This window comes from Rhodococcus sp. C1 (genome assembly GCF_020809065.1).
Taxonomy (GTDB): domain Bacteria; phylum Actinomycetota; class Actinomycetes; order Mycobacteriales; family Mycobacteriaceae; genus Rhodococcus_F; species Rhodococcus_F qingshengii.
Genome location: NZ_CP078080.1, coordinates 3777709 through 3804208 on the forward strand (window position 1 = coordinate 3777709; position 26500 = coordinate 3804208).

Consider the following 26500-nt stretch of genomic DNA (forward strand, 5'->3'; position numbering starts at 1 on the left):
TGTACGAGTGTGCCTGAAGTAGCCCGAGAATACCGTCGGTCCGTGTGCCTTTTTGGTAGCCGCCTCTACCAGAAAGGCGCACGACTAACATGGACACAGTGGCCAAGGGAACTCGCAAGACCAGAACTCGCAGCAGTACTCCCGAGCGAGGCGAGTCCGGTCCCGTCGCCGGCACTTTTCCGATCGATACCGGGACGTGCGAACTAGTCCGCGATCAGTACTCCGATGACAGTTGGATCATCCAGATCAACGGAGTGCCCAGTTCCCACGTGAACGTCGCGGATCCCACGGTGCTCGATTTCGAGTACATGCGGTGGATCGCGCATCTGGTCGATTCCGAACGTGACAAGGCCGAGCGCCTGCGGGTGCTTCATCTCGGCGGTGGCGCCTGCTCCATGGCCAGATACTTCGCCGCCACCTACCCTGACGCGCGTCAAGTGGTGGTCGAAATCGACGGTGCTCTGGCGGAACTTGTACGCGATTGGTTCGACCTCCCGCGCGCGCCTCTTCTGCGCATCCGCGTCGGAGAAGCCCGCGCCGTCACCGAAACTCTCACCGAGTCCACCCGGGACATCGTGATTCGAGATGTCTTCGCCGGCAGCACAACTCCGACACCACTGACGACGGCGCAATTCACCACCCACGTACGACGCGTGCTCGCACCGGGCGGCATCTACATCGTCAACTGCGGCGACACCCCGGATCTCCAGGGCGCGCGCAGCGAGGCCGCAACCATCGGCGCACAGTTCGAACACATGGCGATCATCGCCGATCCCGCGATGCTCAAGGGCCGCCGCTACGGCAACATGATCATCGCGGGCAGCGACGTACCGATCGGCGGGCAACCCGCGCTCGCGCGCGAGCTACTCGGCGGCGGAGTTCCCGCCCACGTGTGGCAGGACGCCGAAGTCCGCAAGTTCGCCGCGAATGCGCCGGTTCGCCAAGACTGAGCAAAAACGCTACTCCCCGCCGAAGACCCTCTCCACCACTGCTTTTGCCCGACGCGTGATGCGCAGGTAATTGTCGAGGAATTCCCCTGCGTCGTCGCCGTATCCAGCGACCTGCGCCACCGCCGCGAGAACACGGCCCGGGCCGGGAAGCTGATCGGTCGGCTTCCCCCGCACCAGAACGAGGCAGTTGCGTGCCTTCGTCGCGGTGATCCAGGCGTCACGCAGCAGTTCGACGTCACCTTCGCTGAGCAGTTCCGCGGCGCCGATGGCGTCGAGAGTCTCGAGGGTCGACGTGTTGTGCAGCGACTCGATCTTGTCGGCGTGGCGCAGCTGCAGCAATTGCACAGTCCACTCGATGTCGGCCAAGCCGCCGCGACCCAGTTTCGTGTGCGTCGCCGGATCGGCTCCGCGCGGGAGCCTTTCGGAATCGACTCGCGCCTTGATGCGCCGGATCTCGCGCACCGCCGCATCACTGACGCCGCCTTCGGGGTAGCGGGTCTTGTCGATCATGTGCAGGAACCGCAGTCCCAATTCAGGATCACCGGCAACCGGGTGCGCACGAAGCAGCGCTTGAATCTCCCACGCCTGAGCCCACTTCGCGTAGTACGCGTCGTAAGACTCGAGAGTGCGCACCATCGGACCGTTACGGCCTTCCGGACGTAGTCCGGTATCGACTTCGAGCGGCGGATCGGTACTCGGTGCCCCGAGGAGCTTGCGGACCTTGTCGGCAATGCTGTTGGCCCACTTGACCGCAACGGTCTCATCGGCGCCCTCACGAGGTTCGCACACGAACAGCACGTCAGCATCGGATCCATAGCCCAGTTCGCCGCCGCCGAGTCGACCCATGCCGATGACGGAGAAACTGGCCGGCGCCTCGGTCCCGAGTTCGGTGACGCTGGCCTTGATCACCGCGGAGAGCGATGCATTGAGCACCGCGGCCCACACCGAGGACAGCGCCTTGCAGACTGCAGGAACATCGAGCATGCCGAGGATGTCGGCCGAAGCGATGCGCGCAAGCTCGTGTCGCCGCAGCGAGCGGGCCGCAGCAACAGCACGATTGGGATCACTGTGTCGGCCGGAGGCGGTGAGGATTCCGCGAGCGACATCCTCGGGCTTCGGCTCGACCAGGCGCGGCCCGCTCGGTGAATCCGCGAACAAACGGATCACGTCGGGAGCCTTGATGAGCAGGTCGGGTAGGTACGCGGACGAGCCCAGCACGGTCATCAGACGCTCGGCGACCGCAGCCTCGTCACGGAGCAGGCGCAGGAACCACGTCTGGTCGACGAGCGCGTCCGAGAGCCTGCGGTAAGCGAGCAGCCCGGCATCGGGATCCGGTGTGTCCGCGAGTGATTCGAGCAGAGTCGGCAACAGGAGCGCTTGAATGCGACCCTTGCGTGAAGCGCCACTCGTCAGTGCAGTCAGATGCCCGAGAGCATGCTCGGGTGCCGTGTAACCGAGAGCGGCCAACTGGCGAACCGCGGCTTCTGGCCCCAGGACCAGTGCTTCCTTGTCCATCCGAGCCACCGATTCGAGAAGCGGGCGGTAGAACAACTTGGCGTGCAGGCGGCGAATCCGATGCGAATTCCGCTTGATCTCGGCGCGCAGGACTCCCAGGGAATCCAGACGACCGTCGGGTCGCATGTGCGCGGCGCGGGCCAGCCAACGCAGCGCTTCCTCGTCGTCCGGCGGCGGCAGGGTGTGTGTGCGCTTGAGCTTCTGCAACTGCAGACGGTGCTCGAGCAGACGCAGGAATTCGTACGACGCGGTCAGGTTGGCGGCGTCGTCGCGGCCGACGTATCCACCCGCCGCCAATGCAGTCAGTGCATCGACGGTGCTCTGGACATGCAACGAACTGTCGGCGCGCCCGTGCACCAATTGCAGGAGTTGGACGGCGAATTCGACGTCGCGCAAACTTCCGCGGCCGAGTTTGAGTTCACGCTCACGCAGTTCGGGGGGAACCATTTCCTCGACGCGTCGACGCATGGCCTGGACTTCGGGGACGAAGTCCTCGCGCTCGGAGGCGATCCACACCATCGGGCTCATCGCCTCGGAGTACTGGCGACCGAGCTCCATGTCGCCGGTCATCGGACGAGCCTTGAGCAGTGCCTGGAACTCCCAGGTCTTGGCCCAGCGCTTGTAGTACGTGATGTGGGATTCGAGGGAGCGAACCAGTTCTCCGCGCTTGCCTTCGGGCCGCAGCGCAGCATCGACCTCGAAGAATGCGGAGGTACCGATACGCATCATCTCACCGGCAACGCGACTGGCCGTCGCATCGGCCGGTTCGGCGACGAACACCACGTCGACGTCGGAGACGTAGTTCAGCTCGCGCGCACCACATTTGCCCATGGCGATCACGGCGAGCCGGATCGGACAGCTGCCCTCGGGACACACCGTTGCGATGGCCACCGCAAGTGCAGCGGTCAGCGCGGCGTCGGCCAGATCGGAAAGCTGGTGCCCCACAGTCTGATACGGAACTACGGGTTCGTTCTCGACGGTCGCCGCAAGATCAGCCGCAGCCAGCAGCATCAGCTGGTCCTTGTAGCTCTTACGCAGAGCAACAACAGCTTCCGGCCCGGTCACCGTGGCGCGGTAGGTCAGGGAACCTTCGGTGGCACCCTCGTCGACAGTTGCACCCACGACCTCCAGCAAGGCTGCAGTCGCCTCGTCCTTGGTCGGCAGAGCGGTGCCGTCGAGCAGTTTCCAGCCGATCGGATCCGCGGCCAGGTGGTCGCCGAAGGCCGACGACGCACCCACCAGTGCGAACAAACGGCCGCGCAGGCTCTTGTCCTTGCGCAGGACCTGATCGAGTTCGCGCCACCCGTCGCCGAGCCCGTCCTTGATCCGCACAAGGGTGCGCAGAGCGAGGTCGGCGTTCGCGGCACGCGACAGCGACCACAAGAGTTCGATGCTCTCGGCGTCGACCCAACCGAGCTGACGCAACTCGTCGGCAGCGGTGGGCTCGACCAGCCCGAGTCGACCCGGTCCTGGAACTGCTGATCTCGCAGCGGGCGGTTTCACCGTCACAGACCGAGGTAGGTCTTGAGCTCGAACGGCGTCACGTGGCTGCGGTATTCCTCCCACTCACGACGCTTGTTGCGCAGGAAGAAATCGAAGACGTGCTCGCCGAGTGCTTCGGCCACGAGCTCCGACTTCTCCATCTCGCGCAGAGCGCTGTCCAAGTTGCTCGGCAGTTCCTTGTAACCCATGGCGCGGCGCTCGGCGGAGGTCAACGACCACACGTCGTCTTCTGCCTCGGGCGGCAAGGTGTAGCCCTTCTCGATGCCGCGAAGACCGGCAGCAAGCAGGACCGCGAAAGTCAGGTACGGGTTGCAAGCCGAGTCTGGGCTACGGATCTCGACGCGGCGCGAGGACGCCTTGTTGGGCGTGTACATCGGGACGCGAATGAGAGCCGATCGGTTGGACGGGCCCCACGACGCAGCAGTGGGTGCCTCTCCCCCGTGGACGAGTCGCTTGTACGAGTTGACCCACTGGTTCGTGACCGCACTGATCTCGTTGGCGTGCTCGAGGATGCCGGCGATGAACGCCTTGCCGGTCTCGGAGAGCTGCATCGGATCGTCCGGATTGTGGAAGGCGTTGGTGTCGCCCTCGAACAGGCTCATGTGGGTGTGCATCGCGGAGCCGGCCTGATCGCTGAACGGCTTGGGCATGAAGCTCGCCCGGACGCCTTCACCGATCGCGACCTCCTTGACGACGTACCGGAACGTCATCACGTTGTCGGCCATCGAGAGTGCGTCGGCGTAGCGCAGATCGATCTCCTGCTGACCCGGCGCGGCCTCGTGGTGGCTGAACTCGACCGAGATGCCCATCGACTCGAGTGCGTCGATGGCGTGGCGGCGGAAATTCGGAGCCGAATCGTGCACGGCCTGGTCGAAGTATCCGCCCGAGTCGGCCGGGATCGGCGGAGTGCCGTCGATCGGGCCGTTCTCCAGAAGGAAGAACTCGATCTCCGGGTGGACGTAGCAGCTGAAGCCCAAGTCGCTGGCCTTGCTCAGCTGGCGACGCAGTACGTGGCGCGGATCGGCCCACGACGGCGAACCGTCGGGCATCGTGATGTCGCAGAACATGCGAGCGGAATGCTGCGCACCGTCCTTGTGGGCCCACGGCAGGATCTGGAATGTCGAGGCGTCGGGCCGAGCGACGGTGTCGGCTTCGGAGACTCGAGAGAATCCCTCGATGGCGGAACCGTCGAATCCGATTCCCTCCTCGAAGGCGCCTTCGAGTTCGGCGGGGGCGATCGCCACCGATTTGAGGTACCCGAGAACATCGGTGAACCACAAGCGGACAAACCGAATGTCGCGCTCTTCCAGGGTACGAAGCACGAATTCTTTTTGGCGATCCATGCACGCGAGACTAAGCAAGCCACGTTAAATCTGTGTTACATCAGTGGTCCCGGTTAACAGAGTGATTGGTCACCATCGAATAGGCGCAGCGTACGGCGTCGCGCCGGCTAACATGTCAGACCCTCTTCCGGAGCCTTCAAGTAAACGAAGTAGTCGACGACGGCATCGTCGACGCAGGAGTTTCCGTCCAGAACCACCGTGTGTTGGGTTCCGTCGAACGTGATCAGAGCAGCGCCCAACTGCTTCGCGAGATCCACTCCGGCCTGATACGGGGTCGCCGGATCCTGCGTCGTGGACACGACGACCAGCTGCGGCAGACCGGCGTCAGCGAGTGCCTGGGGGTCGAGCGCGTGAGGGCTGCCGGTAGCCGGAACGGGCCAGAACGCGCACAGGTCGAGCGGCGCTTGACCCGTCCCGCGGCCGTCGTCGAGGAACGGCGCCGCCTCGCGGTACCGAGTGTCGGATTCGCCGGCCTCGGCGCGGTCGGTGGTTGCCGGATCGTCCACGCAGCGAATGGCGTTGAACGCGTCGTTGATGTTGGAGTAGCTGCCGTCATCCTCACGGCCTTCGTACATGTCGGCGAGATTGAGCAGCGAGTCGCCGCGTCCGTCGGCCAGACTCGACAGACCCCCACGCAGCGGCGTCCACAACTGTGGCGAGTACAGAGCTTGCTGCACGCCCGTGATCGCGTCGGAATAACTCAGCCCGCGCGGATCGGTGGTCTGTGCCGGCTTCTCGATCAACGGATCGACGAGTGCCTGGAAGCGTGCCTGCGCCTGCGCCGGATCATCACCCAGCGGGCAATCCGTTCGCGAGACACAGTCGGCGACAAAGGCGTCGAACGCGCCTTGGAAGCCCTGCCCCTGCAAGACCACTTCGTCGACCGGATCCTGCTCGGGGTCGAGCGCGCCGTCGAGGACCATCGCTCGGACGTTCTGCGGAAAGGTTTCCGCGTACGTGGATCCGAGCCGGGTCCCGTACGAGAACCCGAGGTAGTTCATCTTCGGATCGCCGAGAACGCCCCGAATGACGTCCATATCTCGCACCACCTCGTAGGTACCGACATGAGCGAGGAACTCCGTACCGGTCCGCTCAGCGCACTTGGCGGCGTAGTCCTTGCTGTCCGCCTCGGCGAGAGCGATGCCCTCCGGCGTCATGTCGACGTTGACCTCCGCACGCTCCGCGTCGGTCTCCTCCGGCGTCAAACACCGAACCTGCGGGGTCGACGCCCCGATCCCCCGCGGATCGAAGCCGATCATGTCGAAACGTTCCTGCAATTCGGTGCCCGAACCCGAGGTCGCCATCGACAGCCCGGACCCACCCGGCCCGCCGGGGTTCAGCAACAGTGAGCCGATGCGGTCGCCGGTTGCCTTCGAACGCGAGATCACCACCTTCGCGGTGTCGCCGTTCGGATTCGCGTAGTCGACGGGAACGCTCACCTCGGCGCAGTCGATCCCACGCCCCAGCGGCGCAGTTCCTTCTTCGACAAATTGGTCGCACGAACCCCAGTCGAGCGTCTGCTCGTAGAATTTCTCGAGGCCGGACGGCACCGCGGACGCGGCAGAACCAGCAGGTTCCACTGATTCGGGCGTGCCTTCCGAACTGGTGCAACCGACAACCAACACGAGCACTGCTGCGCTTCCGGCGAGGGCACCGGAGAGGCGAACGAACTTCGACATGCCATCGATGGTGCCAGGAAACCGCGATAGCCAGCGGTTCGCCTCGTCTCGGCACCTACCTGATACGCGCGCGGTGATGTGACCCATTGCACCCCGTCAACTATTCGTGTCGGCGATGTCCGGTGGCAGACTGAACACGTCATCACCCACACCCGGGGACCCGAAGGCGATCAACGCTCAGGGCCTCGAGGCCAGAAAGGGACAACGATGTCCGAAACACCTCTCTACGGTTCTGTACCCAGTGCAGTTTCTGTACCCACTGCAAGCTCTACCGATGCACCGAAGCGTAAGACGCGCATTCACCACCTCGCCGAGATGAAGCAGAACGGCGAACGCTGGTCGATGCTCACCGCTTACGACTACTCCACGGCACGCATCTTCGAAGACGCAGGCATCCCGGTGCTGCTCGTCGGCGACTCTGCCGCCAACGTCGTCTACGGCTACGACACCACCGTGCCGATCACCGTCGACGAACTGCTCCCGCTCGTGCGTGGCGTGGTTCGCGGCGCGCCGCACGCACTCGTCGTCGCCGACCTCCCCTTCGGCACCTACGAGGGTTCCGCCGAGCAGGCCCTTGCGACTGCGACACGGTTCATGAAGGAAGGCCTCGCGCACGCCGTCAAACTCGAGGGCGGTGAGCGGATGAGTAAGCAGATCGCGGCTATCACCTCGGCCGGCATCCCCGTCATGGCTCACGTCGGATTCACCCCGCAGAGCGTGAACTCGCTCGGCGGATTCCGCGTCCAGGGTCGTGGCGACGCGGCCGAGCAACTTGTGGCGGACGCCATTGCAGTCCAGGAAGCCGGGGCGTTCTCCGTCGTCATGGAAATGGTTCCGGCCGAGATTGCGGGCCAGGTCAGCCGCAAACTCACCATCCCCACCGTCGGCATCGGGGCCGGTTCCGAATGCGACGCTCAGGTACTCGTCTGGCAGGACATGGCGGGTTACACGAGTGGTAAGACAGCCAAGTTCGTCAAGCGTTTCGGTAACGTCGGTGACGAACTGCGTTCCGCAGCCGCAGCCTATGCATCAGAAGTTCGCACTGGCGCTTTCCCGGCCGCAGAACACAGTTTCTGATCCGAGACCGGCGAACGCCGCCTGTCTCTCAACCAGCCAGGGGTGCGTTCAATGATCGGTAACCGTCGAAGTTCTACTGCCGCAGCTGTAGTCGGCGCGGCAGCTCTCGTCACGGTGCTGAGCGGATGCGCGGGAGGGTCCACCAACTCTCCCGCGCCCAGCAGCACTACGCCCGCGAGTTCCACCACGACGGCGCCGGCAACAACCGCGTCCGGTTCGACGTTCACCGACGCTCAAGTCCAGCAGTTGTGCTCGGATATGGAAGGGCAGCTGCAGAACTGGCGGACCGTCACCCCGACGCTCGGCAAGGGCGGACTGAACACGATCGTCATCACGTGGGCGACGCAGAACGGCATCAACCTGCTCGATCTCGCTCAGAACCGCGAAAGCATCGACGCGGCAACCTCAGCCGCGTGCCCCGACGTCCGGAGCGGCGCGATTTCCGCACTCGAGATCCCCGATCTCGCCTCCGGCCTGGTGGGCTTCTGATGACCGACACGTCAGCCACTTCAGGGCAGCCGTCGACTCTCCGGAGTCTGTATCCCCCGATCGAGCCTTTCGTCACCGGCTTCCTCGATGTCGGTGACGGCCAGAGCATGTACTGGGAAGTCAGCGGAAATCCGGACGGCAAGCCGGTGGTGTTCCTGCACGGTGGCCCCGGCGGTGGTGCGCAACCGGCGGTACGCCAGTTCTTCGATCCGGCCGCATACCGCATCGTTCTACTCGACCAGCGCGGCTGCGGGCGGTCCACCCCTCACGTTGCCGACGGCGCCGACCTGTCGGTGAACACGACGGACAAGCTGCTGGCCGACATCGAAGCCCTGCGCGAACATCTTTCGATCGACAAGTGGATGGTTTTCGGCGGGTCCTGGGGTTCCACGCTGTCCATCGCCTACGCCGAAACGTTTCCTACGCGCGTCACTGAGCTGGTCCTGCGCGGGATCTTCCTCCTGCGTCGTAGCGAGATCGACTGGTACTACAACGGCGGCGCGGGAAACATCTTCCCGGAGCGCTGGGACAAATTCCTCGAACCGGTACCCGAGGCGCAGCGCGGCGAAGACCTCGTCGCGGTCTATCACCAACTGCTCCATTCCGAAGACCCCGACGTCGCAGCCCGGGCAGCGATCGCCTGGTCGGCCTGGGAAGGATCGACGAGCTACCTGTACCCACAGGCGGACAAGATCGAACAGAACTCCGAGACCCGATTCGCCTTGGCTTTCGCCCGTATCGAGAACCACTACTTCGTCAACGGCGGATTCTTCGACGAGGGTCAGCTCCTACGCAAAAGCTCCGCACTGCACGGCATTCCGGGGACGATCGTCCAGGGCCGCTACGACGTCGTCTGCCCCGCCACCAGCGCCTGGGCGCTGCACAAGGCGTGGCCCGAATCCAAGCTCGTGATCGTCGACGACGCCGGACACTCCGCGATGGAGCCCGGCATCGCACATCACTTGGTGGAAGCCACCGATTCTTACCGGTAGCTCGCTACGCCGGGAACGTGAACTCCACCGTCCGTTTGACGGTGTCGACGGCGGTGAGTCGCACCTTTGCGCGCTCACCGTCGTCGGGCGTTCCGACGCATTTCGCAATCACGGCGACCGACGGGACAAACACTTCCGCCGAGCGCTTTCCGTCCTTGACGCGCATCACCACTGCGTCGAAGACCTCGCCGACCCGGCCGTCGAGCAGCGTGGACTCGGTCAGATCGATGCACGCACGGTCGACCTTGTTCGCCAGCGAGTCGGACCCACTCATGATGTCGGGCAGCTCGGGAAGTGCAGTGCGCGCCCATTCCGGTACCGGCGTACCAGCTGTGATCGCCAGACACACCTCGGTGCTGAAACGATCGGACAGCCGGCGCAGCGGAGCAGTCACGTGAGCGTAGGGCGCTCCGATCCCCGCATGCACCGTCAACTCCGGTAGTCGGCCGTCGAAGGCCGCGTAGTCTGCCCCGCGCAGCAACGACGGCGCAACCGACATCAGCGCCATAGTCGACGGCTCGTTGGAATCGAGTCCGGCAAGAATCTGCCCAACGCTTTGCCCCTCCGGCCACGTGATACCCAGCGCCACTGCAGTTCTCCGCAAGGTCCGAACCGCGGACTCCTCGGCCGGCGGCAGCGTGCGAAGCAACCCGATACCTGCGTCGATCATCATGCGGCCGGCACACATCCCGGTCAGCAGCGACACTTCTGCGTTCCAGTCGTCCGCTTCGGTACGTGGCTCCAGTTCGATCCGCCAGCGAGCCGAGGACTCGTCCTCCGGCTGATCCCGAACCACTGACTGCTCCGGCAGTTTCAGCTCGATGGCACCCCTGGCAACCGCCGAGACACTGCGCAATCGTCCGAACTCCGGTAGTGCGGCGATGGACGGATGCAAGGTTCCCGCGTCGGCATCGCGCTGCACGGTCGAATAGTCCAGACGTGCCACCGATTTCACTAGAGCGCGTCTCACCTGCCACGACGTCGGCTCGGCCTGCGCGTCGAGTTCGATCCGCCACAGCGCGGCGGGACGAACCACGTCCGGCAGCAGACTCGCCGATCCCTCCGACAACGCTCGGGGATGCAGCGGGACGGAACCGTCCGGGAGATAGAAGGTTTGGCCCCGCTTGCGGGTTTCGATGTCGAGAGCGCCACCCGGCGTCACCACCGCCGCGACGTCGGCGATCGCGTAGTGCACGACGTACCCGGTCGAGATCTTCTCGATGTGCACTGCCTGGTCGAGGTCCATCGATCCGGGAGGGTCGATGGTCACGAAGGCGATACCCGTTTCGTCGACACGCCCGGCACCGAAACGATCCACGGCATTCTCGGCCTCGGCCTGCGCCGCAGCCGAGAATGCTCCTGGCAAGTCGAACTCCGCCCGAACCACTCCGAAGTCGATTCCCTGCACCATCATTCGACTTGCGGGCACGCATCCTCCATGATCGGTTCGGGCCGGTGTAGCAGCAGTACCGGTCCCAGTTGTTCGAGTCCCGGCCGTTCCAAGGCTCAGTTATTCCAAGGCTCAGTTGTTCCAGTCTTCGTCTGCCCGATCGGCGGCTTTGTTGCGTTCGGCAGCGATCTTCAATGCATGCTCGGCAGAGTCCCGATCAGGGTACGGCCCCATCCTCGTCAGCGAGGACGCACCCTTTCCCTGCGTGACGGAACCGTCGGACACGTCGAAGTACCAGAGTCGATCTTCATCAGTCATATCCACAGTGTGACATCAGAGTGAGATAGAAGCTTGTAGATCGCTGTGAGACTGATATTCTTTCTACTTGGCCTGGCAGGTGAGAACCGGACATTCGAACGGTGAGTTCTGCTTGAATGCCCAACACAAGCTACGAACAGAAAATGGAGTGCGCATGTCCGCAATTCTTTACGATTACCTCCTCCCGCTCATGGGCCATGACGCGGCAACGTACTGGGCTACGCTGCTGGTCATCAAGCCTGTCTGACAGCTTTCGACCATAGAGAAGACCCCCACCGATCCGGTGGGGGTCTTCTTTGTGCTCTCTTGCAGATCGCGGGCGGACGAGTCGGCGTGTAAGCCGGATCCTGTCCTGCGGCACCGAAGTGCCGAGTGGCGACCATCCATCTGGGCACACCGTCGCCGGGTGCCTCGAGCGGTTCACCCGCAGGCTCGGGCGAGCAGCCCTCGAACACCTGCGCAGCCGCACCGCGAGCGATGCGACCTTCAACCTTGCTCCGGGCGGGGTTTACCTAGCCACCCCGGTCACCCGAGGTGCTGGTGCGCTCTTACCGCACCGTTTCACCCTTACCTGCCTCGAAAGGCAGGCGGTCTGTTTTCTGTGGCACTGTCCCGCGAGTTGCCTCGGGTTGCCGTTAACAACCGCCCTGCTCTGTGGAGTCCGGACTTTCCTCGGCCCCAGGCCTGTGCGCGATACGCGCTGGTTCCAGAAGCCGCGGCCGCCCGGCCAACTCGTCCGCCCCCGTATGCTACCGGGCGCCTGTCGGTGGCCGGCACTATGGTCACCGTATGACTCGGTACGTGGCCCTGCTACGCGGTATCAACGTGGGCGGCATCAACATCAAGATGGCGGACCTGGCGAGAGTCTTCGGTGACCTCGGATTCCAAGGGGTGAAAACCGTGTTGGCCTCAGGCAACGTTCTGTTCGACAGTCCGAGCACCGACATCCCGACGCTGAAGAAACAGATCGAATCCGCCCTTGCCCGCGAGTTCGGCTACGAGGCTTGGGTGTTCGTCCTCGACCTTCCGACACTGCAGGCGATCGTGGACAACTACCCGTTCGAGCGCGAACGCGAGGGTTGGCATGCTTATGCGATGGTTGCCTCCGAGCCGGAAATCCTGGAGGAATTGAGCACTGCGGCAGCGCAACTCGATGCCTCGGTCGAGCGTGTGGCGGCAGGCGACGGAGTCCTGTACTGGGAGGTCGAGAAGGGGCAGACCGTCAAGAGCGCGTTCGGCAGGAACACCGGAAAACCGAAGTTCAAGGCGTTCACCACAACCCGAAACCTGAACACGCTCTACAAACTGCTCAAATGACGCTCGCCCCGACACGGAGCACCAACGCGTGACTCTTCTTCCCATCCTGCTCGTCGCCGCCGTACTCGTCTTTGCGATAGTGCGTCCACGCGGGCTTCCCGAGATCGTCATCGCCGGGCCGGCAGCCGTCATCGTTCTCCTGACCGGCGTCGTAACTCTCGACGAAGCCCGCGAAGAACTGACGAGCATGGCACCCACCGTCGTCTTCCTGGTTGCCGTGCTGGTTCTCGCTCATGCCGCGGACGCTCTCGGCGTCTTTCGCTGGGTCAGCCAGATCCTGCAGCAAAAATCCCTCGCCGATCCACACCGGTTGCTGATTTACGTTTTCGGCGCCGCTGCCCTGACCACGGCGGTCCTGAGCCTCGACGCCACCGTCGTGCTGTTGACACCCGCGGTGATCGCGGCCGCACGATCCATCGGAGCAAGTACGCGGCCCCATTCCTATGCCAGTGCGCACCTGTCGAACTCGGCGTCGACGCTCCTGCCGGTATCGAATCTGACCAACCTCATCGCGTTTGCTGCAACAGGTTTGACGTTCTTGCACTTCACCGCATTGATGGCGTTGCCGTGGGTTGTGACGATCGCTGTCGAGTACCTGATTTTTCGACTGTTCTTCCGTTCGGAACTCGCGCGGGGCGACAGCGCCGAACCGCCGGTGGCAGCCAGATCTGCGCCTGCGCCGATTCTGCCGCTGACGGTGATCGGAATGACGCTGCTCGGTTTCGCGGTTTCGGGTTTCTTCGGGATCGAGCCCGCCTGGATCGCGGTGGTGGGTGCGAGTGTCCTGGGAGCGATCGCTCTGTCTCGGCACCGTACGACCGCCGCCAAGATGCTCTACGCTGCCGACCTCTGGTTCTGCGCGTTCGTCCTGGTTCTCGGAATCATCGTCGCCGGAGTCGCGAACGGGCCGGTGGGTGAATGGATTGCGCAGATCCTGCCAGGCGACACCAGCTACGGCTCGCTGCTCTTTGTCGCCGCGGTAGCGGCGGTTGCGTCCAATCTCGTCAACAACCTGCCGGCAACCTTGCTGATGATCGCAGCGCTCGGAACGGCGGCACCTCCAGCTCTGGTGCTTGCAATGTTGATCGGCGTCAACCTCGGCCCCAACCTCACCTACGTGGGCTCACTGGCAACGATGCTCTGGCGACGAGTCGCCACCAGCGCGGGCGCACCGCCCACGCTGGCGACATTCACTCTGCTCGGGGTCATCACGACGCCACTGACATTGCTCGCCGCCGTGAGTGCCCTGTGGTTGGTGATCTGATCAGAGGCTGATCAGCCGTCGGGGCTCTTTCAGCGAAGGTGTGACGTGTCGTTGACCAACCGGACCGAGGCTCCCCCGTCGGGATAGAACTCGGTGATACTCAGCGACGCCAGATCCAGATGCAACCGATACAGCAACGACGGCCCGGCATCGAGGGCCAGCTGCACCAAAGTCTTGATCGGGGTGACGTGAGAGACGACCAACAGCGTCGCGCCGCCGTAGGTCGAGATCAGGTCGTCACGCGCGGCGACGACTCGTTCGCGTACCTCGTCGAAACTCTCGCCGCCCGGTGGACGCACCGAAGTGTCCGAGAGCCATTCGCGATGCAGGTCCGGGTCACGCTCGGCTGCCTCGCGGAACGTGAGTCCGTCCCAGTCGCCGAAATCAGTTTCGATCAAACCCTTGTGCTCGACGACGGGTAAACCGAGCACGCGGGCCGATGCCTCTGCCGTCTCACGGGTTCTGCCAAGGGGTGAGCAGACGATGGCGTCGATACCGCCTCGGTTCCCGAAGCGTCCGGCTGCGCCGGCAGCCTGCGCGCGGCCCAGTTCCGTGAGCTCCGGATTCCCGCGTCCGGAGTACCGGCGATCGACCGACATCGCTGTCTGTCCGTGACGTAGCAACAACATTCGTGTCGGCTTGCCGGTGGTGGCGATCCATCCCGGAGAGCCGGCGATCTGCGGCTCCGACGTCTCTTCGGACGGCGCGGCGGGTGCGGGGGCTGCGGTTTCGATGCCGGCAGCCGCGTCCATCGCCTCGTTGGCAAGACGATCGGCATGAGAGTTCTCGCCGCGAGGAATCCACGTGTAGGTCACTCGCGAGAACTGCGTCGCCAGCTCGGCAGCGCGCCGCTGCAGCGGAATCATGTCCGGGTGCTTGACCTTCCAGCGCCCGGACATCTGCTCGACGACCAACTTGGAATCCATGCGGACGTCGACCGTCGACGCGCCGAGTTCACCGGCAGCGGTCAACCCGGCGATCAGTCCGCGGTACTCGGCGACGTTGTTGGTCGCGATACCGATGCTTTCCTTGCGTTCGGCCAACACCGAGCGCGAGGCGTCGAACACCACCGCTCCGTAGCCGGCCGGACCGGGATTGCCCCGCGATCCACCGTCGGCCTCGACGATGACCTGCGTGGGATTCACAGACCGGACTCCTTGGTACGCACCATGATTGCATTGCACTCTGGGCAACGAACGACGACGTCGGCCGGTGTCGCGGCAATTCGCGAGATCTCGCCGCGGTCGATCTCGATCCGGCAAGCGCCGCATCGGCGTGCCTGCAGAAGCGCCGCGCCCGGTCCGCCCAGGCTGCGCTGCTTCTCGTAGACAGCAAGGAAATCGGCGGGGAATTCACCGACGAGTCGTTCACGATCGGCGGCGCAACGCTCCTGCGCCTTGTCCAGATCAGCGACGGCATCGTCGCGGCGACGCTTGGCGTCGATCAGCTCTTCTTCGGCCTGGGACAGCTGGGCACCGGCGTGATCGTGATCGGCCTGCAACGCCTCACGCTGCTCCATCACTTCGAGCAACTCGTCTTCGAGGAGCCCCTGACGCCGGACCAGGCTGCCGAGTTCGTGTTCGAGTTCGGTGAGCTGCTTCGCCCCGACCGACCCGCTCTGCAAGAGTGTGCGGTCACGATCCTCGCGCTGACGAACCGCGTCGACCTCGCCTTCGAGCTTGCGAATGTCGCGATCGATGTCGTCGATCTGGATTTCGACGGCTACGGACGCGTCTTTACGGCTGATTCGCTCGGCCTCGAGACGTTCGACTTCCTGCTGCTCGGGAAGCGCTCCGCGTCGGTGGGTGATCCGAGTGAGCTCAGCATCCACCCCGGCGAGGTCGAGAAGCTTGGATTGCACCTGTGGTTCGACGTTCACGCTGTATAACTCCTGCTGTAAGTCCGATGTCGGCAGTGCTCGCGAAGGACGGCTCTCGAAGAACTGCTCTTGAATTGTTCGTGCAACCGTACCTTGCAGTGCGCTGCACTAATGCGCACTCAAACACCACGGATCGGTGCGAATTGTCGAAACCCGGCTTTCCCACTCCGGATTGTGGGCAAACGCGGCGTCGAGCACCGATTTCGCCTGTGCGCACCACGGGTATTCACTCGCCCAGTGCGCGACGTCGACCAGAGCCGGGCCACCGGCGCGTAGATGCTCGTCCGCGGGATGATGCCGCAGGTCCGCAGTGACGTAGACGTCGGCGCCCAGTGCCGCCACCACGTCGAGATACGAGTCGCCGGAACCGCCGCACACCGCCACGGTACGAACGGTCGCGTCTGGATCTCCGGCCGCGCGAACACCCCACTCGGTCGAGGGCAGTGAGCGCGCCACTCGCGCGGTGAATTCCCGCAAGGTTTCGGGGTGGTCGAGCTCACCCAACCGCCCCAGTCCGAGTGAACTGGGGAACGCTGCGAGTTCGAAGACATCGAAGGCCGGTTCCTCGTACGGATGGGAGGCACGCAATGCGCCCAGCACTGCGCTTCGCTTTCCGCGAGGGGCAATCACTTCCACACGATTCTCGCGAACCTGCTCCACAGCGCCGACGGTCCCGATCGTCGGATTCGCTCCGTCGGCGGGCAGGAACTGACCCGTACCGGTGACGGTCCAACTGCACTGGCTGTAGTCACCGATCCGCCCAGCCCCGGCCTCGAAAAGTGCATCCTGCACGGCCGATGCATTCTCCACCGGAACCATGACGACCCACTTGTCGAGCGGCTGCGTCGGCTTGGGTTCGATCGGGCGAAGCACGGTCAGGCCCAGAGCCTGCGCCAACGCGTCGGACACTCCGGGGTCGGCCGAGTCCGCATTGGTGTGCGCCGAGAACAGTGCGCATCCCGCCTTGATGAGCTTGTGAACCAACGCACCTTTGGGTGTGTGAGCACCGACGGTGTCCACCCCACGCAGCAGAAGTGGATGGTGAACGACCAGAAGGTCGGCACCGGAGGCGATGGCGTCGTCGACCACTGCCTCGGTCGGATCCACCGCGAAAACCACTCTCGTCACAGCGTCGGCCGGATCGCCGCAGACCAGACCGACCGAGTCCCACGATTCCGCCAGGGCCGGCGGATACGCGGATTCCAGCACGGCTATGACGTCCGCAAGGGTGGGGCCACTCACAAGATCTCCTTCATCGCTTCGATCAGTACCGCAACCTGCTCGGCTGGACGGACGGCCACGCGCAGCCGATCCGGGCCGAGTCCGGGAAAGGTGTCGCACCTGCGGACGGCGATTCCGCGGGCACGCAGGTGCTCTCGCATCGTGGCGCCGTCACGGACATCGATGAGCACGAACGGCCCCGCAGCGGGTTGGTGCACGGCAATCCCGATCTCGGTCAGTCGCCGCGACATGTCTCGGCGGTCCACGGCAATCGCGTCGGCTTTGATCCTCGACTGCTCGACGGCAAACGGTTCGCAGCACGCCGTGATGGCCTCGATCTGCAGACTGCCCAATGGCCAGTGGGCTCGGCCGTGACTGAGTCGAGCCAGAAGATCGGGAGAGCCGATCGCGTATCCACACCGCAATCCGGCGAGCGCCCACGTCTTGGTCAGGCTCCGAAGGACCATTACATCCGCCGACTCGACACCGGCGATGCTCTCCGTTTCGCCGGGGACCGCGTCGCCGAAGGCCTCGTCCACCACCAGGATCCGGCCCGGCTGACGCAATGCCAACACATCGGCCTTGGGGTGAAGCACGGACGTCGGGTTGGTCGGATTGCCCAGAACGACAAGGTCCGCGGATTCGGGTACCTGCGCGGTCCGAAGCTCGAAAGGCGGCTCCAGAATCACTTGAGTCACCGGCACACCGGCCTCTCGCAGTGCCAGTTCCGGCTCGGTGAACGACGGATGGATCAGCGCTGCCGAACGAGCGCCCAGGCGCGGCAGCATCGCGAATCCCTCGGCACCGCCCGAGAGCAACAACACCTCTTCGGGCCGGCGCCCGTGCCGCTGCGCGACCGTTTCGCGAGCCTTCAGTTCCGCTGCGGCCGACGGGTACGAACCAAGCGTCGCCAGCCCTGCGGCCAGCCGATCCCGCAACCACTTCGGCGGGCCGGAGCCTTGAACGTTGACGGCAAAATCGAGTAACCCGGGCTCCGCTTCGACATCGCCGTGATGTCGCAAGCTCTCCAGGTCAAACGTTCCGGTACTCACCCGGTCAGCCTACGGTCGAGCACCGTGCGCGGACATCACCCCTGCCGTCCGGGACAATGAGTGCCGTGACGACACCACCGCTCGACCGCTTTCCCGTAGTTCTGTTCGATCTGGACGGCACCATCACCGATTCCGCTCCCGGCATTCACGGCGGCTTCCGACACGCGTTGGCAACTGTCGGCCATCCGGAGCCGACGGAAGCGATGTTGGCATCGGTGATCGGCCCGCCGATGGTCGATACCTTCAGGTCACTCGGTATGGCCCCGGCGGACGTGGATCGGGCGATCGCCGCGTACATCGAGCGTTACGACGCGACCGGGTGGCAGGAGAACTCGGTGTACGAAGGCATGGACGTCGTCCTGGGTAAGGCTCGCGCGAGCGGCACCCGACTGGCCGTCGCCACCTCCAAGTCGGAGCGATTCGCCATTCGAATCCTCGAGCATTTCGGCCTGGCCGAGCACTTCGAGTTCATCGGCGGCGCGAGTGACGACGGAACTCGTCGGGCGAAACCCGATGTGATCGCGCATTCGCTGACCTCACTCGGGATCACTCCCGTCCTCGCATCCGACGGCGGAACCCCCGACGTTCTCATGATCGGCGACCGTGATCACGACGTGCTCGGCGCCGCGAAGTACGGCATCCCCACCGTCGTCGTCGAATGGGGCTACGGTTCCGCCGAGGAAGCGCGGCAAGCGTTTCGCTCCGTATCGTCGGCATCCGAACTGGGAGGACTTCTCGATGGCCGCCACTGAACCACTCCACGTGACTGAACCACTTCATGTGACGTTTGTGTGCACCGGCAATATCTGCCGGTCACCGATGGCCGAAAAGATCTTGCTCGCGCATCTGGACCGTGAAGGCCTCGCCGACCGAGTCCGTGTCAGCAGTGCAGGTACCGAGGGGTTTCACACCGGTAGCGAGGCCGACGAGCGGACCAACGTCGTGCTCCGAGCGGCCGGATATCCGACGGGCCACAGTGCCGCGCAGGTCAATGCAGATCATCTCGCGGCCGATCTGGTCGTCGCCCTCGACACCGGCCATGAACGTGAGCTTGCTCATCTCGGCGTGCCCACCGAGCGTCGGCGCCTACTGCGATCGTTCGACCCCGAGGCTGACGGAGAATCGGTTCCGGACCCGTACTACGGGGATCAGGAGGACTTCGAACTGGTGCGAGACCAGATCGAAGCAGCCATTCCCGACATACTCGACTGGATCCGCGAGCGGGCCTGAACCCGGAGCAAAATTCACTCCCGTTCGGGCAACGGATACCGTGGACGTGTGCGAAGACTGAAATTCCTGTTGCGGCCCGGTTGGTTGGTACTGGCAGCTGTGGTCGGGCTCTTCGCCTACCTGTGCTTCACCGTGCTCGCCCCATGGCAACTCGGCAAGAACACAAAGACCGAGCACCGCAATGATCTGATCTCGAACTCGATCAACGCGGAGACCGTGCCGATCGGTGACGTCATCGCCGATTCGACGATCGCACCGGACGACGAATGGCGAAACATCACCGCGGCAGGCACCTATCTGCCCGACGCCGACATCCTCGTTCGACTGCAGTCCATCGAGGGCGCACCGTCGTACGAGATCCTGACGCCTTTCCTTCTCGACGACGGCCGCACGATCCTCGTCAATCGCGGATACGTTCGGCCGATCAACGGCGCCGAGGCACCGCCCATCGCCGCGCCGCCGACCGATCCGGTCACTCTCAACGGTCGCGTGCGTCTGTCGGAAGGCACCGCGCCCGGCCGAGTTCCGATGTTCGAGGACGGCGCGAAACAGGTCTACTCGATCGACGCACAACCTATCGGCGAGTTCATCGGAACGGACCTGATCGACGCGTACATCCAACTCGAACCCGACCAGCCCGGCGGCCTGGGGACGATCCCTCTCCCCCAACTCGATGCAGGCCCCTATCTCTCGTACGGGTTCCAATGGCTGGCGTTCGGCATCATGGCGCCGCTCGGACTGGCCTACTTCATTCGCGCGGAGTGGCGCGAACGTCGCAAGGAGAAGGCAGCTCAAGCAGCTGTCGACGGCTTCGCAGCGGACGACGCCGCTACCGAGACGACCCCGGAAGCGCCGGTGTCCGCGCCTGCCTCACACCCCGCCGAACCGGCTCCTACCTTCAGCCGTCGCAAGAAGCCGGAGCCGGAATCAGTGCCGCTGACGGCGCAGGAAGCCAAACTTGCCGATCGATACGGCAATACCCGCTGAAATACCCGCTGACACCACAACTGCACTGATCTGCACCGCCGACGAAAGCCTCGACGCGCGGCGCAGATCGTTCGGCGTCGGCACAGTCCCGCGGCCGAGGACGGGACGCATCTCCACCCCGTGCGCGTACTCGGTCCGACCACCCAACGAAATGCCCAACGCCCCTGCCGCCGACGCTTCCGCGACGCCCGCATTGGGGCTTGGATGAGCCGCTGCGTCGCGTTTCCACGCTGCCAGTGATTCCTGAACCGAGCCGCCTACCACCGGTGCACACGCAGCCGTCAGCGCACCTGTCAGCCGAGCGGGGACGATGTTGACCAGGTCGTCGAACCTCGCCGCAGCCCACCCGAATCTGCGGTATTTCTCGGAGCGGTAGCCGATCATCGCGTCGAGGGTGTTGGCGGCGCGGTAGACGAACAGACCCGGCACGCCCGCAATTGCACCCCAGAACATTGCACCGACGCTTGCATCCGAGGTGTTTTCGGCGACCGACTCCAGCGCTGCACGCGTGAGGCCCTCCTCGCCCAGCACCGAGGGATCGCGTCCACACAGTGAAGGGAGAAGCTCGCGCGCTTTCGTCAGGTCACCATCGACCTGTGACGCCTCCAATCGAGCGGCCATGTCGATGCCGGTGCGTGCAAGCGACGTCCCGCCGAGCACAGCCCAGGTAGCCATCGCTGTCGTACCCGTGACGGCCACCCAACCGGCCCGGCGCGACGCTGTTTCGGCTGCGAGCCCAAGTCCTGCGGTGCCGGCCAAGAGCACGGCGACATGAAGTGTTCCGGCCGCGCGCGAGTCCCGGTAGGACATCTTCTGCAGCGCGATGGCCGCGGTTCCGAAGCCGGCAACCGGATGGAACCGCCCCGGATCGGCGAAGACCCGATCCGCGACGAAGCCGAGGAGAAGCCCGGCAGCTCGCGCATTGAATCGAGACTGGGACGAACGAACCGAAATCTGCACGAGCGTAGTTGTAGCAGCGACGCTCGTTCTCTGGCCAACCGTCACGTGTCTGCACGAGCCGATCTCTACCCGTCCCAGTCGATCGTCAGGTAGATCAAGCGGTGCATTCGGTTGATTTCCCAGACACGGGCAATCCCGGTCGCGAGTGCGTCGCTCTGGGAACGAACCCGGATCGTCTGCCCCGCGAACAACGCAACACTGAGACTGGGCATCTCGGCGATGTGTATGTGCGGACGGGTGGGATGCACGCGCGTCGGGTCGACGGCTACTTCGATCACAGAACTGGACATGCGTCCAGAATGGCGTATTGCGGACAATTCGTTGCCGAAAACGAAAAACCCCGATCTGCATCGACATGCAGATCGGGGTTTGAATTCTTCGGTGGGCGCGGAGGGTTTCGAACCCCCGACCGCTGGTGTGTAAAACCAGAGCTCTACCACTGAGCTACACGCCCGAACTCCCGGTGAGACCCTCACCGGGAGTGCTCTAAGACTCTAGCGCGGCAAGCGCATTTGCCCAAAGTCCGTGGTCACGGGCTTCTCCGGGGCCGTTCATCTCGGCAAAACGAATGATTCCGTCTTTGTCGATGACAAAGGTGCCACGATTCGCGAAGCCCAACTTGTCGTTGAACACCTCGTACTTCTGAGCGACCTCACCGTGCGGCCAGAAGTCCGACAGCAAGGGAAATGTGTATCCCTGCTCGGCCGACCAGATCTTGTGAGTCGGCGAAGCACCGACAGAAATCGCGAGAATGGCGGTGTCGTCGTTCTCGAACTTCGGAAGCTCGTCACGGACCTTGCAGAGTTCCCCCTGACAAGTCCCGGTGAAGGCCAACGGATAGAAGACCAGCAGAACGTTCTTCTTACCGCGGAAATCTGCGAGCGAAACTTCCTGGTTGTTCTGGTCCTTCAAGGTGAAATCCGGTGCCTGGGCACCAACTTCGAGAGGCATGTGCGATTCCTTGGGAAAGTGCGGAAAGGACCGGGTCAGCGCTTGTTGGCCGGACGAGCCTTCGGCTGAACCAGTCGACTTCCCGACCAGTCACCGAGGTTGGCTGCCGATGTCTGCGTCAGGCCGGCAGTCGGCGCCGATTCGGCGATCTCGCTGGGCTCGACGTGTCCGTCGAGACCGGTCTTGGGAGTGAGAACCCACACGAAGCCTTCGTCGGCGAGGGGCCCGATGGCATCCATGAGGGCGTCCACCAGGTCACCGTCCTCGTCGCGCCACCACAGCAGCACGACGTCGATGACCTCGTCGGAATCCTCGTCGAGCATTTCCCCGCCGATGGTTTCCTCAACCGCGGCACGAATGCCGTCGTCGGTATCCTCATCCCAGCCCAGTTCCTGCACCACCATGTCAGTGGTAATCCCGAGTTTCTGAGCGTAGTTCTGGGCATCCGCCGCGGCGACCACGGTGGGGTCCTCCTTTTGTTGATGGTGTGTGGCGACCCCGCACACCTACCGTTTGACGATCAATTAGGGAAAGCGAACATGGTCTGAGGCGTTAGCGCAAGCCGACCACGCCGAAAACTTTCACCAAAGATCGTCTTCTGACACACGGCGAACCTTACGCCTGCGGATTACCGCAGGTCACAGGGATCCACATTCATCGAAGATCGACTTGCGAATCGAATTGCTCGTATCGCTGATCGAATTGATTTCATCGGCCGAATGATCACTCTCGATCACGACAGCAGATGAACGTAGGTTCGCGGCCAATTCGGCGAACAGTCCGGAAAGTTGCGTCGGAAGTTCACTCGAGACCGAGTCGAACCACGAGGCCGTCTCCCTTGCCGAGGAAGCAGCAGCGCTTGCTTCGGCTCTCAGGTCGGTCTCACCATGATTTCCGGCGTCGACGTAGGCATTGAACGCAACCACGTCGTTTTTCGATCGAGAGACCGCTTCCTCACAGATCGCGAACGCCGCATCTGCCGCATCTGCCGCCGCTTTCGACGAGGACGCGGCGGCCATCGAAATACTCACCTCGGATTGGTATGCAGCCACGTGCGCTTCATTGGGTACTGCCGATCCGGTCACCGCCGCCGAACATCCCACGATCACCGACAGTCCCACTGCGATCGATCCGACCGAGACCCACGCCCCGACCCTGCCGTAATTGATTTCTTTGTTTATTTTTTCCCACCCCTTCATACGTTCCGATCGATCCCCCAAGCCTGTGACTACGGGGAACCATCACACCCCTGCGTCACGCCGAAAAACGCTACCCGAGAGTAACCAGAGGCGAGGTGTGCCGGACCGACCGGGATGGTGAAAGATGAGGTACGCGCCATATTCACGATGGAAGTGCGTCGGACCTAACAAGGCCTCGATCACCTATGTAAGGACGCCCCACCACGCGTCCCCAAACCAATGAGGAGCACACGTTGTCTGACCTGATCCAGGGTCCCGCGTCCGGGCAGAACGCCGATTCCGGCGCCGCCGGCGAGTCGGGTTCGCCCGCGTCGAATACGCCGGGGGGAACCGACGGTCGCGTTCGCGTCATTCGCGAAGGTGTTGCGTCGTACCTGCCGGACATCGATCCGGACGAGACCACCGAATGGCTCGAATCATTCGACGGACTTCTGGATCGATCCGGACCCACGCGTGCCCGCTACCTCATGCTCCGCATGCTCGAACGCGCCGGCGAGAAGCACGTCGCACTCCCCGCGCTCACTTCGACCGACTACGTCAACACGATTCCGACCGAAAACGAGCCGTGGTTCCCCGGCGACGAAGAGGTCGAGCGCCGCTATCGCGCCTGGATCCGTTGGAACGCCGCGATCATGGTCCACCGCGCTCAGCGACCGGGCGTCGGCGTCGGCGGTCACATCTCGACCTATGCATCCTCGGCAGCGTTGTACGAGGTCGGCTTCAACCACTTCTTCCGCGGCAAGGACCATCCCGGCGGCGGCGACCACATCTTCATCCAGGGTCACGCCTCCCCCGGCATCTACGCGCGCGCCTTCCTCGAGGGCCGGATCCCCGCGGAACAGCTCGACGGATTCCGCCAGGAGAAGTCGCACGCAGACTTCGGCGGCGCACTGCCGTCCTACCCGCACCCACGGCTGCTTCCCGACTTCTGGGAATTCCCGACGGTCTCGATGGGCCTCGGCCCGATGAACGCCATCTACCAGGCCCGGTTCAACCACTACCTCAACGACCGCGGCATCAAGGACACCACCGATCAACACGTGTGGGCGTTCCTCGGCGACGGCGAAATGGACGAGCCCGAGTCACGCGGCCTCGCTCACGTCGCGGCAACCGAGGGCCTCGACAACCTCACGTTCGTCGTGAACTGCAACCTCCAACGCCTCGACGGCCCGGTCCGCGGCAACGGAAAGATCATCCAGGAACTGGAATCGTTCTTCCGCGGTGCCGGCTGGAACGTCATCAAGGTCGTCTGGGGTCGCGAGTGGGATGCGCTGCTGCACGCCGATCGCGACGGCGCACTGGTCAACCTGATGAACGTGACGCCGGACGGTGACTACCAGACGTACAAGGCCAACGACGGCGCGTTCGTACGCGATCACTTCTTCGGACGTGACCCCCGCACCAAGGAACTGGTCAAGGACCTCACAGACCAGGAAATCTGGAACCTCAAGCGTGGCGGCCACGACTACCGCAAGGTCCACGCCGCCTACGCAGCGGCCATGGCACACAAGGGCCAGCCGACGGTCATCCTGGCGCACACCATCAAGGGCTACACCCTCGGTAAGCACTTCGAGGGCCGCAACGCCACACACCAGATGAAGAAGCTGACGCTGGACGATCTCAAGGCGTTCCGCGACATGCAGCACATCCCGATCTCGGATGCCGAGCTAGAGAAGGATCCGTACCTGCCTCCGTACTACCACCCAGGCGCGGACGCTCCCGAGATCAAGTACATGCTCGACCGTCGTAAAGCACTCGGCGGGTTCCTGCCTTCCCGTAACACCGATGCGGCGCCGCTCAAGCTCCCCGAGGACAAGACGTACGACGTCATCCGCAAGGGTTCGGGCAAGCAGGAAGTCGCCACCACCATGGCGATCGTGCGCATCCTCAAGGAACTGTTGCGCGACAAGGAGATCGGCAAGCGCATCGTACCGATCATCCCGGACGAGGCTCGCACGTTCGGTATGGACTCGTGGTTCCCGTCGCTGAAGATCTACAACCGCAACGGGCAGCTCTACACCTCCGTCGACGCCGAACTCATGCTCGCCTACAAGGAGAGCCCGATCGGCCAGATCCTGCACGAGGGCATCAACGAGGCCGGCTCGACGGCTTCGTTCACCGCAGTCGGCACGTCGTACGCCACCCACGGTGAACCGATGATTCCGCTGTACATCTTCTACTCGATGTTCGGTTTCCAGCGCACCGGCGACGGCCTGTGGGCGGCTGCCGACCAGATGGCTCGGGGATTCGTTCTCGGCGCCACCGCCGGTCGTACAACTCTGACCGGTGAAGGTCTCCAGCACGCCGACGGACACTCGCTGCTCCTGGCATCCACCAACCCCGCAGCTGTCACGTACGACGCCGCGTTCTCGTACGAGTTGGCGCACATCGTCAAGGACGGCTTGCGCCGCATGTACGGCGGCACCGAGGGCGTCGACGGTTTCGGTGGCGAGAACATCTTCTACTACCTGACCATCTACAACGAGCCGTACGTTCAGCCGGCGGAGCCCGAAGGTCTCGACGTCGAGGGCTTGCTCAAGGGCATCTACCTCTACAAGACGTCCGAAGCATCGGGCCCGAAGGCACAGATCCTCGTCTCCGGTGTCGCGATGCCCGAGGGGCTGCGCGCGCAGAAGCTGCTTGCCGACGAATGGGGCGTCTCGGCCGACGTCTGGTCGGTCACGTCCTGGGGTGAGCTGCGCCGCGAAGGCGTCGAGTGCGAACGTCAGGCGCTGCTCAATCCGTCCGAGGATGCTCCGGTTCCCTTCGTCACCACGGCGTTGTCCTCGGCCCAAGGCCCCGTCGTCGCGGCTTCGGACTGGATGCGGGCGGTCTCGGATCAAATCCGTCAGTGGGTTCCCGGCGACTACACCACGCTCGGCACGGACGGGTTCGGGTTCTCCGACACCCGCACTGCAGCGCGTCGCTACTTCAACGTCGATGCCGAGTCCATCGTCGTTGCCGTGCTGATCGGTTTGGCAAAGGAAGGATCGATCGAGCGGTCGAAGGCCGTCGAAGCAGCGAGCCGATACCGCATCGACGACGTGAATGCTGCTCCCGAGCAGACCGGGGACACCGGTAGCGCCTAAGTCGTAGGGCAACAGTCCCAGCGATCGAAAACAGACCTACGCCCATCGCCGCGGGTGTCATCTCGACATCCGCTGCGGCGATGGGCGTAGGTTTT

Annotated in this window: 24 protein-coding genes, 1 tRNA gene and 1 other RNA gene; 10 read left to right on the top strand and 16 right to left on the bottom strand. The window is 63.9% G+C overall.

What is annotated here, in order from left to right; genetic code table 11:
* Positions 1 to 89 precede the first annotated feature (89 nt).
* Complete coding sequence (locus tag KTR60_RS17220) at positions 90 to 950, top strand: spermidine synthase (RefSeq protein ID WP_007735449.1); 861 nt, start codon at positions 90 to 92, stop codon at positions 948 to 950.
* 9 nt (positions 951 to 959) lie between these two features.
* Here the strand turns inward: KTR60_RS17220 and KTR60_RS17225 are convergent, their stop codons facing one another.
* The 3 genes from KTR60_RS17225 to KTR60_RS17235 all read right to left on the bottom strand — a co-directional run bounded on the left by KTR60_RS17225 (position 960) and on the right by KTR60_RS17235 (position 6990).
* A complete protein-coding gene (locus KTR60_RS17225; RefSeq protein ID WP_007735451.1) occupies positions 960 to 3974 on the bottom strand; it encodes a bifunctional [glutamine synthetase] adenylyltransferase/[glutamine synthetase]-adenylyl-L-tyrosine phosphorylase in 3015 nt (1004 codons plus the stop codon).
* On the bottom strand, positions 3971 to 5311 hold the full coding sequence (locus KTR60_RS17230; RefSeq protein WP_003941637.1) for a glutamine synthetase family protein: 1341 nt from the start codon (positions 5309 to 5311) through the stop codon (positions 3971 to 3973). Before KTR60_RS17230 ends, KTR60_RS17225 begins: the two co-directional genes overlap by 4 nt.
* Before the next feature lie 107 nt (positions 5312 to 5418).
* Positions 5419 to 6990: an alpha/beta hydrolase gene (locus tag KTR60_RS17235; RefSeq protein WP_007735453.1), complete on the bottom strand. Its 1572-nt coding sequence runs from the start codon at positions 6988 to 6990 to the stop codon at positions 5419 to 5421.
* 207 nt (positions 6991 to 7197) lie between these two features.
* Between KTR60_RS17235 and panB the strand changes: the two genes are divergently transcribed.
* The 3 genes from panB to pip are packed head-to-tail and all read left to right on the top strand — an operon-like array spanning position 7198 to position 9548.
* Complete coding sequence (gene panB / locus KTR60_RS17240) at positions 7198 to 8067, top strand: 3-methyl-2-oxobutanoate hydroxymethyltransferase (RefSeq protein WP_007735454.1); 870 nt, start codon at positions 7198 to 7200, stop codon at positions 8065 to 8067.
* Positions 8068 to 8118: 51 nt separating this feature from the next.
* Positions 8119 to 8556: a hypothetical protein gene (locus KTR60_RS17245; RefSeq protein WP_007735455.1), complete on the top strand. Its 438-nt coding sequence runs from the start codon at positions 8119 to 8121 to the stop codon at positions 8554 to 8556.
* On the top strand, positions 8556 to 9548 hold the full coding sequence (gene pip / locus KTR60_RS17250) for a prolyl aminopeptidase (protein ID WP_208690509.1): 993 nt from the start codon (positions 8556 to 8558) through the stop codon (positions 9546 to 9548). The genes KTR60_RS17245 and pip overlap by 1 nt, the downstream gene beginning before the upstream one ends.
* Positions 9549 to 9552: 4 nt before the next feature.
* On the opposite strand, the gene KTR60_RS17255 is transcribed toward pip, so the two are convergent.
* The 3 genes from KTR60_RS17255 to rnpB all read right to left on the bottom strand — a co-directional run bounded on the left by KTR60_RS17255 (position 9553) and on the right by rnpB (position 11991).
* Positions 9553 to 10962, bottom strand: coding sequence for an RNB domain-containing ribonuclease (locus KTR60_RS17255; RefSeq protein ID WP_208690642.1), 1410 nt, complete (start codon positions 10960 to 10962; stop codon positions 9553 to 9555).
* Positions 10963 to 11070: 108 nt separating this feature from the next.
* Positions 11071 to 11256 carry a hypothetical protein gene (locus KTR60_RS17260; RefSeq protein WP_007735457.1) on the bottom strand — a complete coding sequence of 62 codons (186 nt, stop codon included), beginning with the start codon at positions 11254 to 11256 and terminating at the stop codon, positions 11071 to 11073.
* A gap of 320 nt (positions 11257 to 11576) precedes the next feature.
* Positions 11577 to 11991: RNase P RNA component class A (gene rnpB, locus KTR60_RS17265), an RNA gene on the bottom strand.
* A gap of 54 nt (positions 11992 to 12045) precedes the next feature.
* Here rnpB and KTR60_RS17270 point away from each other — a divergent pair.
* Positions 12046 to 12573 carry a DUF1697 domain-containing protein gene (locus tag KTR60_RS17270; RefSeq protein WP_007735458.1) on the top strand — a complete coding sequence of 176 codons (528 nt, stop codon included), beginning with the start codon at positions 12046 to 12048 and terminating at the stop codon, positions 12571 to 12573.
* Between the two features lie 28 nt (positions 12574 to 12601).
* Entirely contained in the window at positions 12602 to 13837 is a 1236-nt protein-coding gene (locus KTR60_RS17275; protein ID WP_042445760.1) for an SLC13 family permease, read from the top strand.
* Positions 13838 to 13866: 29 nt separating this feature from the next.
* Here the strand turns inward: KTR60_RS17275 and KTR60_RS17280 are convergent, their stop codons facing one another.
* The 4 genes from KTR60_RS17280 to cobC form a co-directional block, all read right to left on the bottom strand.
* A complete protein-coding gene (locus tag KTR60_RS17280; protein ID WP_228401077.1) occupies positions 13867 to 14982 on the bottom strand; it encodes a bifunctional RNase H/acid phosphatase in 1116 nt (371 codons plus the stop codon).
* A complete protein-coding gene (locus tag KTR60_RS17285) occupies positions 14979 to 15716 on the bottom strand; it encodes a zinc ribbon domain-containing protein (protein ID WP_003941604.1) in 738 nt (245 codons plus the stop codon). Before KTR60_RS17285 ends, KTR60_RS17280 begins: the two co-directional genes overlap by 4 nt.
* A gap of 108 nt (positions 15717 to 15824) precedes the next feature.
* Positions 15825 to 16958 carry a Nif3-like dinuclear metal center hexameric protein gene (locus KTR60_RS17290; RefSeq protein ID WP_221742527.1) on the bottom strand — a complete coding sequence of 378 codons (1134 nt, stop codon included), beginning with the start codon at positions 16956 to 16958 and terminating at the stop codon, positions 15825 to 15827.
* Entirely contained in the window at positions 16955 to 17989 is a 1035-nt protein-coding gene (gene cobC, locus KTR60_RS17295; RefSeq protein ID WP_228401078.1) for an Rv2231c family pyridoxal phosphate-dependent protein CobC, read from the bottom strand. Before cobC ends, KTR60_RS17290 begins: the two co-directional genes overlap by 4 nt.
* Before the next feature lie 56 nt (positions 17990 to 18045).
* Here cobC and KTR60_RS17300 point away from each other — a divergent pair, with 56 nt between their 5' ends.
* Genes KTR60_RS17300 through KTR60_RS17310 form a run of 3 tightly spaced genes read left to right on the top strand, consistent with a single transcriptional unit; the run spans position 18046 to position 20206 of the window.
* Positions 18046 to 18741 carry an HAD hydrolase-like protein gene (locus tag KTR60_RS17300; protein WP_042445748.1) on the top strand — a complete coding sequence of 232 codons (696 nt, stop codon included), beginning with the start codon at positions 18046 to 18048 and terminating at the stop codon, positions 18739 to 18741.
* Positions 18728 to 19219 (top strand): low molecular weight protein-tyrosine-phosphatase, encoded by a 492-nt coding sequence (locus tag KTR60_RS17305; protein WP_007735468.1) that lies wholly within the window; start codon positions 18728 to 18730, stop codon positions 19217 to 19219. Before KTR60_RS17300 ends, KTR60_RS17305 begins: the two co-directional genes overlap by 14 nt.
* 48 nt (positions 19220 to 19267) lie before the next feature.
* Positions 19268 to 20206, top strand: coding sequence for an SURF1 family protein (locus KTR60_RS17310; RefSeq protein ID WP_228401079.1), 939 nt, complete (start codon positions 19268 to 19270; stop codon positions 20204 to 20206).
* Here the strand turns inward: KTR60_RS17310 and KTR60_RS17315 are convergent.
* The 6 genes from KTR60_RS17315 to KTR60_RS17340 form a co-directional block, all read right to left on the bottom strand.
* Entirely contained in the window at positions 20147 to 21166 is a 1020-nt protein-coding gene (locus KTR60_RS17315; RefSeq protein ID WP_228401080.1) for a cobalamin biosynthesis protein, read from the bottom strand. The genes KTR60_RS17310 and KTR60_RS17315 overlap by 60 nt on opposite strands.
* Before the next feature lie 65 nt (positions 21167 to 21231).
* A complete protein-coding gene (locus tag KTR60_RS17320; RefSeq protein ID WP_050656439.1) occupies positions 21232 to 21456 on the bottom strand; it encodes a hypothetical protein in 225 nt (74 codons plus the stop codon).
* A gap of 92 nt (positions 21457 to 21548) precedes the next feature.
* Positions 21549 to 21620: transfer RNA gene (locus tag KTR60_RS17325), tRNA-Val, on the bottom strand.
* 32 nt (positions 21621 to 21652) lie between these two features.
* Positions 21653 to 22117, bottom strand: a complete 465-nt coding sequence (locus KTR60_RS17330) for a peroxiredoxin (protein WP_003941619.1) — start codon at positions 22115 to 22117, stop codon at positions 21653 to 21655.
* Between the two features lie 35 nt (positions 22118 to 22152).
* Entirely contained in the window at positions 22153 to 22578 is a 426-nt protein-coding gene (locus KTR60_RS17335; RefSeq protein WP_003941575.1) for a DUF3052 domain-containing protein, read from the bottom strand.
* 177 nt (positions 22579 to 22755) lie between these two features.
* A complete protein-coding gene (locus tag KTR60_RS17340) occupies positions 22756 to 23316 on the bottom strand; it encodes a hypothetical protein (RefSeq protein WP_228401081.1) in 561 nt (186 codons plus the stop codon).
* A 233-nt stretch (positions 23317 to 23549) separates the two neighbouring features.
* On the opposite strand from KTR60_RS17340, the gene aceE reads away from it, so the two are divergent.
* Entirely contained in the window at positions 23550 to 26405 is a 2856-nt protein-coding gene (aceE, locus tag KTR60_RS17345; protein WP_042445740.1) for a pyruvate dehydrogenase (acetyl-transferring), homodimeric type, read from the top strand.
* Positions 26406 to 26500 lie beyond the last annotated feature (95 nt).

Bases quoted from the DNA above. Each gene is read 5' to 3' on its own strand.
- KTR60_RS17220 (WP_007735449.1), top strand. From the start codon at position 90: ATGGACACAGTGGCCAAGGGAACTCGCAAGACCAGAACTCGCAGCAGT.
- KTR60_RS17230 (WP_003941637.1), bottom strand. From the start codon at position 5,311: ATGGATCGCCAAAAAGAATTCGTGCTTCGTACCCTGGAAGAGCGCGAC.
- KTR60_RS17235 (WP_007735453.1), bottom strand. From the start codon at position 6,990: ATGTCGAAGTTCGTTCGCCTCTCCGGTGCCCTCGCCGGAAGCGCAGCA.
- panB (WP_007735454.1), top strand. From the start codon at position 7,198: ATGTCCGAAACACCTCTCTACGGTTCTGTACCCAGTGCAGTTTCTGTA.
- KTR60_RS17245 (WP_007735455.1), top strand. From the start codon at position 8,119: ATGATCGGTAACCGTCGAAGTTCTACTGCCGCAGCTGTAGTCGGCGCG.
- pip (WP_208690509.1), top strand. From the start codon at position 8,556: ATGACCGACACGTCAGCCACTTCAGGGCAGCCGTCGACTCTCCGGAGT.
- KTR60_RS17255 (WP_208690642.1), bottom strand. From the start codon at position 10,962: ATGATGGTGCAGGGAATCGACTTCGGAGTGGTTCGGGCGGAGTTCGAC.
- KTR60_RS17260 (WP_007735457.1), bottom strand. From the start codon at position 11,256: ATGACTGATGAAGATCGACTCTGGTACTTCGACGTGTCCGACGGTTCC.
- KTR60_RS17270 (WP_007735458.1), top strand. From the start codon at position 12,046: ATGACTCGGTACGTGGCCCTGCTACGCGGTATCAACGTGGGCGGCATC.
- KTR60_RS17300 (WP_042445748.1), top strand. From the start codon at position 18,046: ATGAGTGCCGTGACGACACCACCGCTCGACCGCTTTCCCGTAGTTCTG.
- KTR60_RS17305 (WP_007735468.1), top strand. From the start codon at position 18,728: ATGGCCGCCACTGAACCACTCCACGTGACTGAACCACTTCATGTGACG.
- KTR60_RS17320 (WP_050656439.1), bottom strand. From the start codon at position 21,456: ATGTCCAGTTCTGTGATCGAAGTAGCCGTCGACCCGACGCGCGTGCAT.
- KTR60_RS17330 (WP_003941619.1), bottom strand. From the start codon at position 22,117: ATGCCTCTCGAAGTTGGTGCCCAGGCACCGGATTTCACCTTGAAGGAC.
- KTR60_RS17340 (WP_228401081.1), bottom strand. From the start codon at position 23,316: ATGAAGGGGTGGGAAAAAATAAACAAAGAAATCAATTACGGCAGGGTC.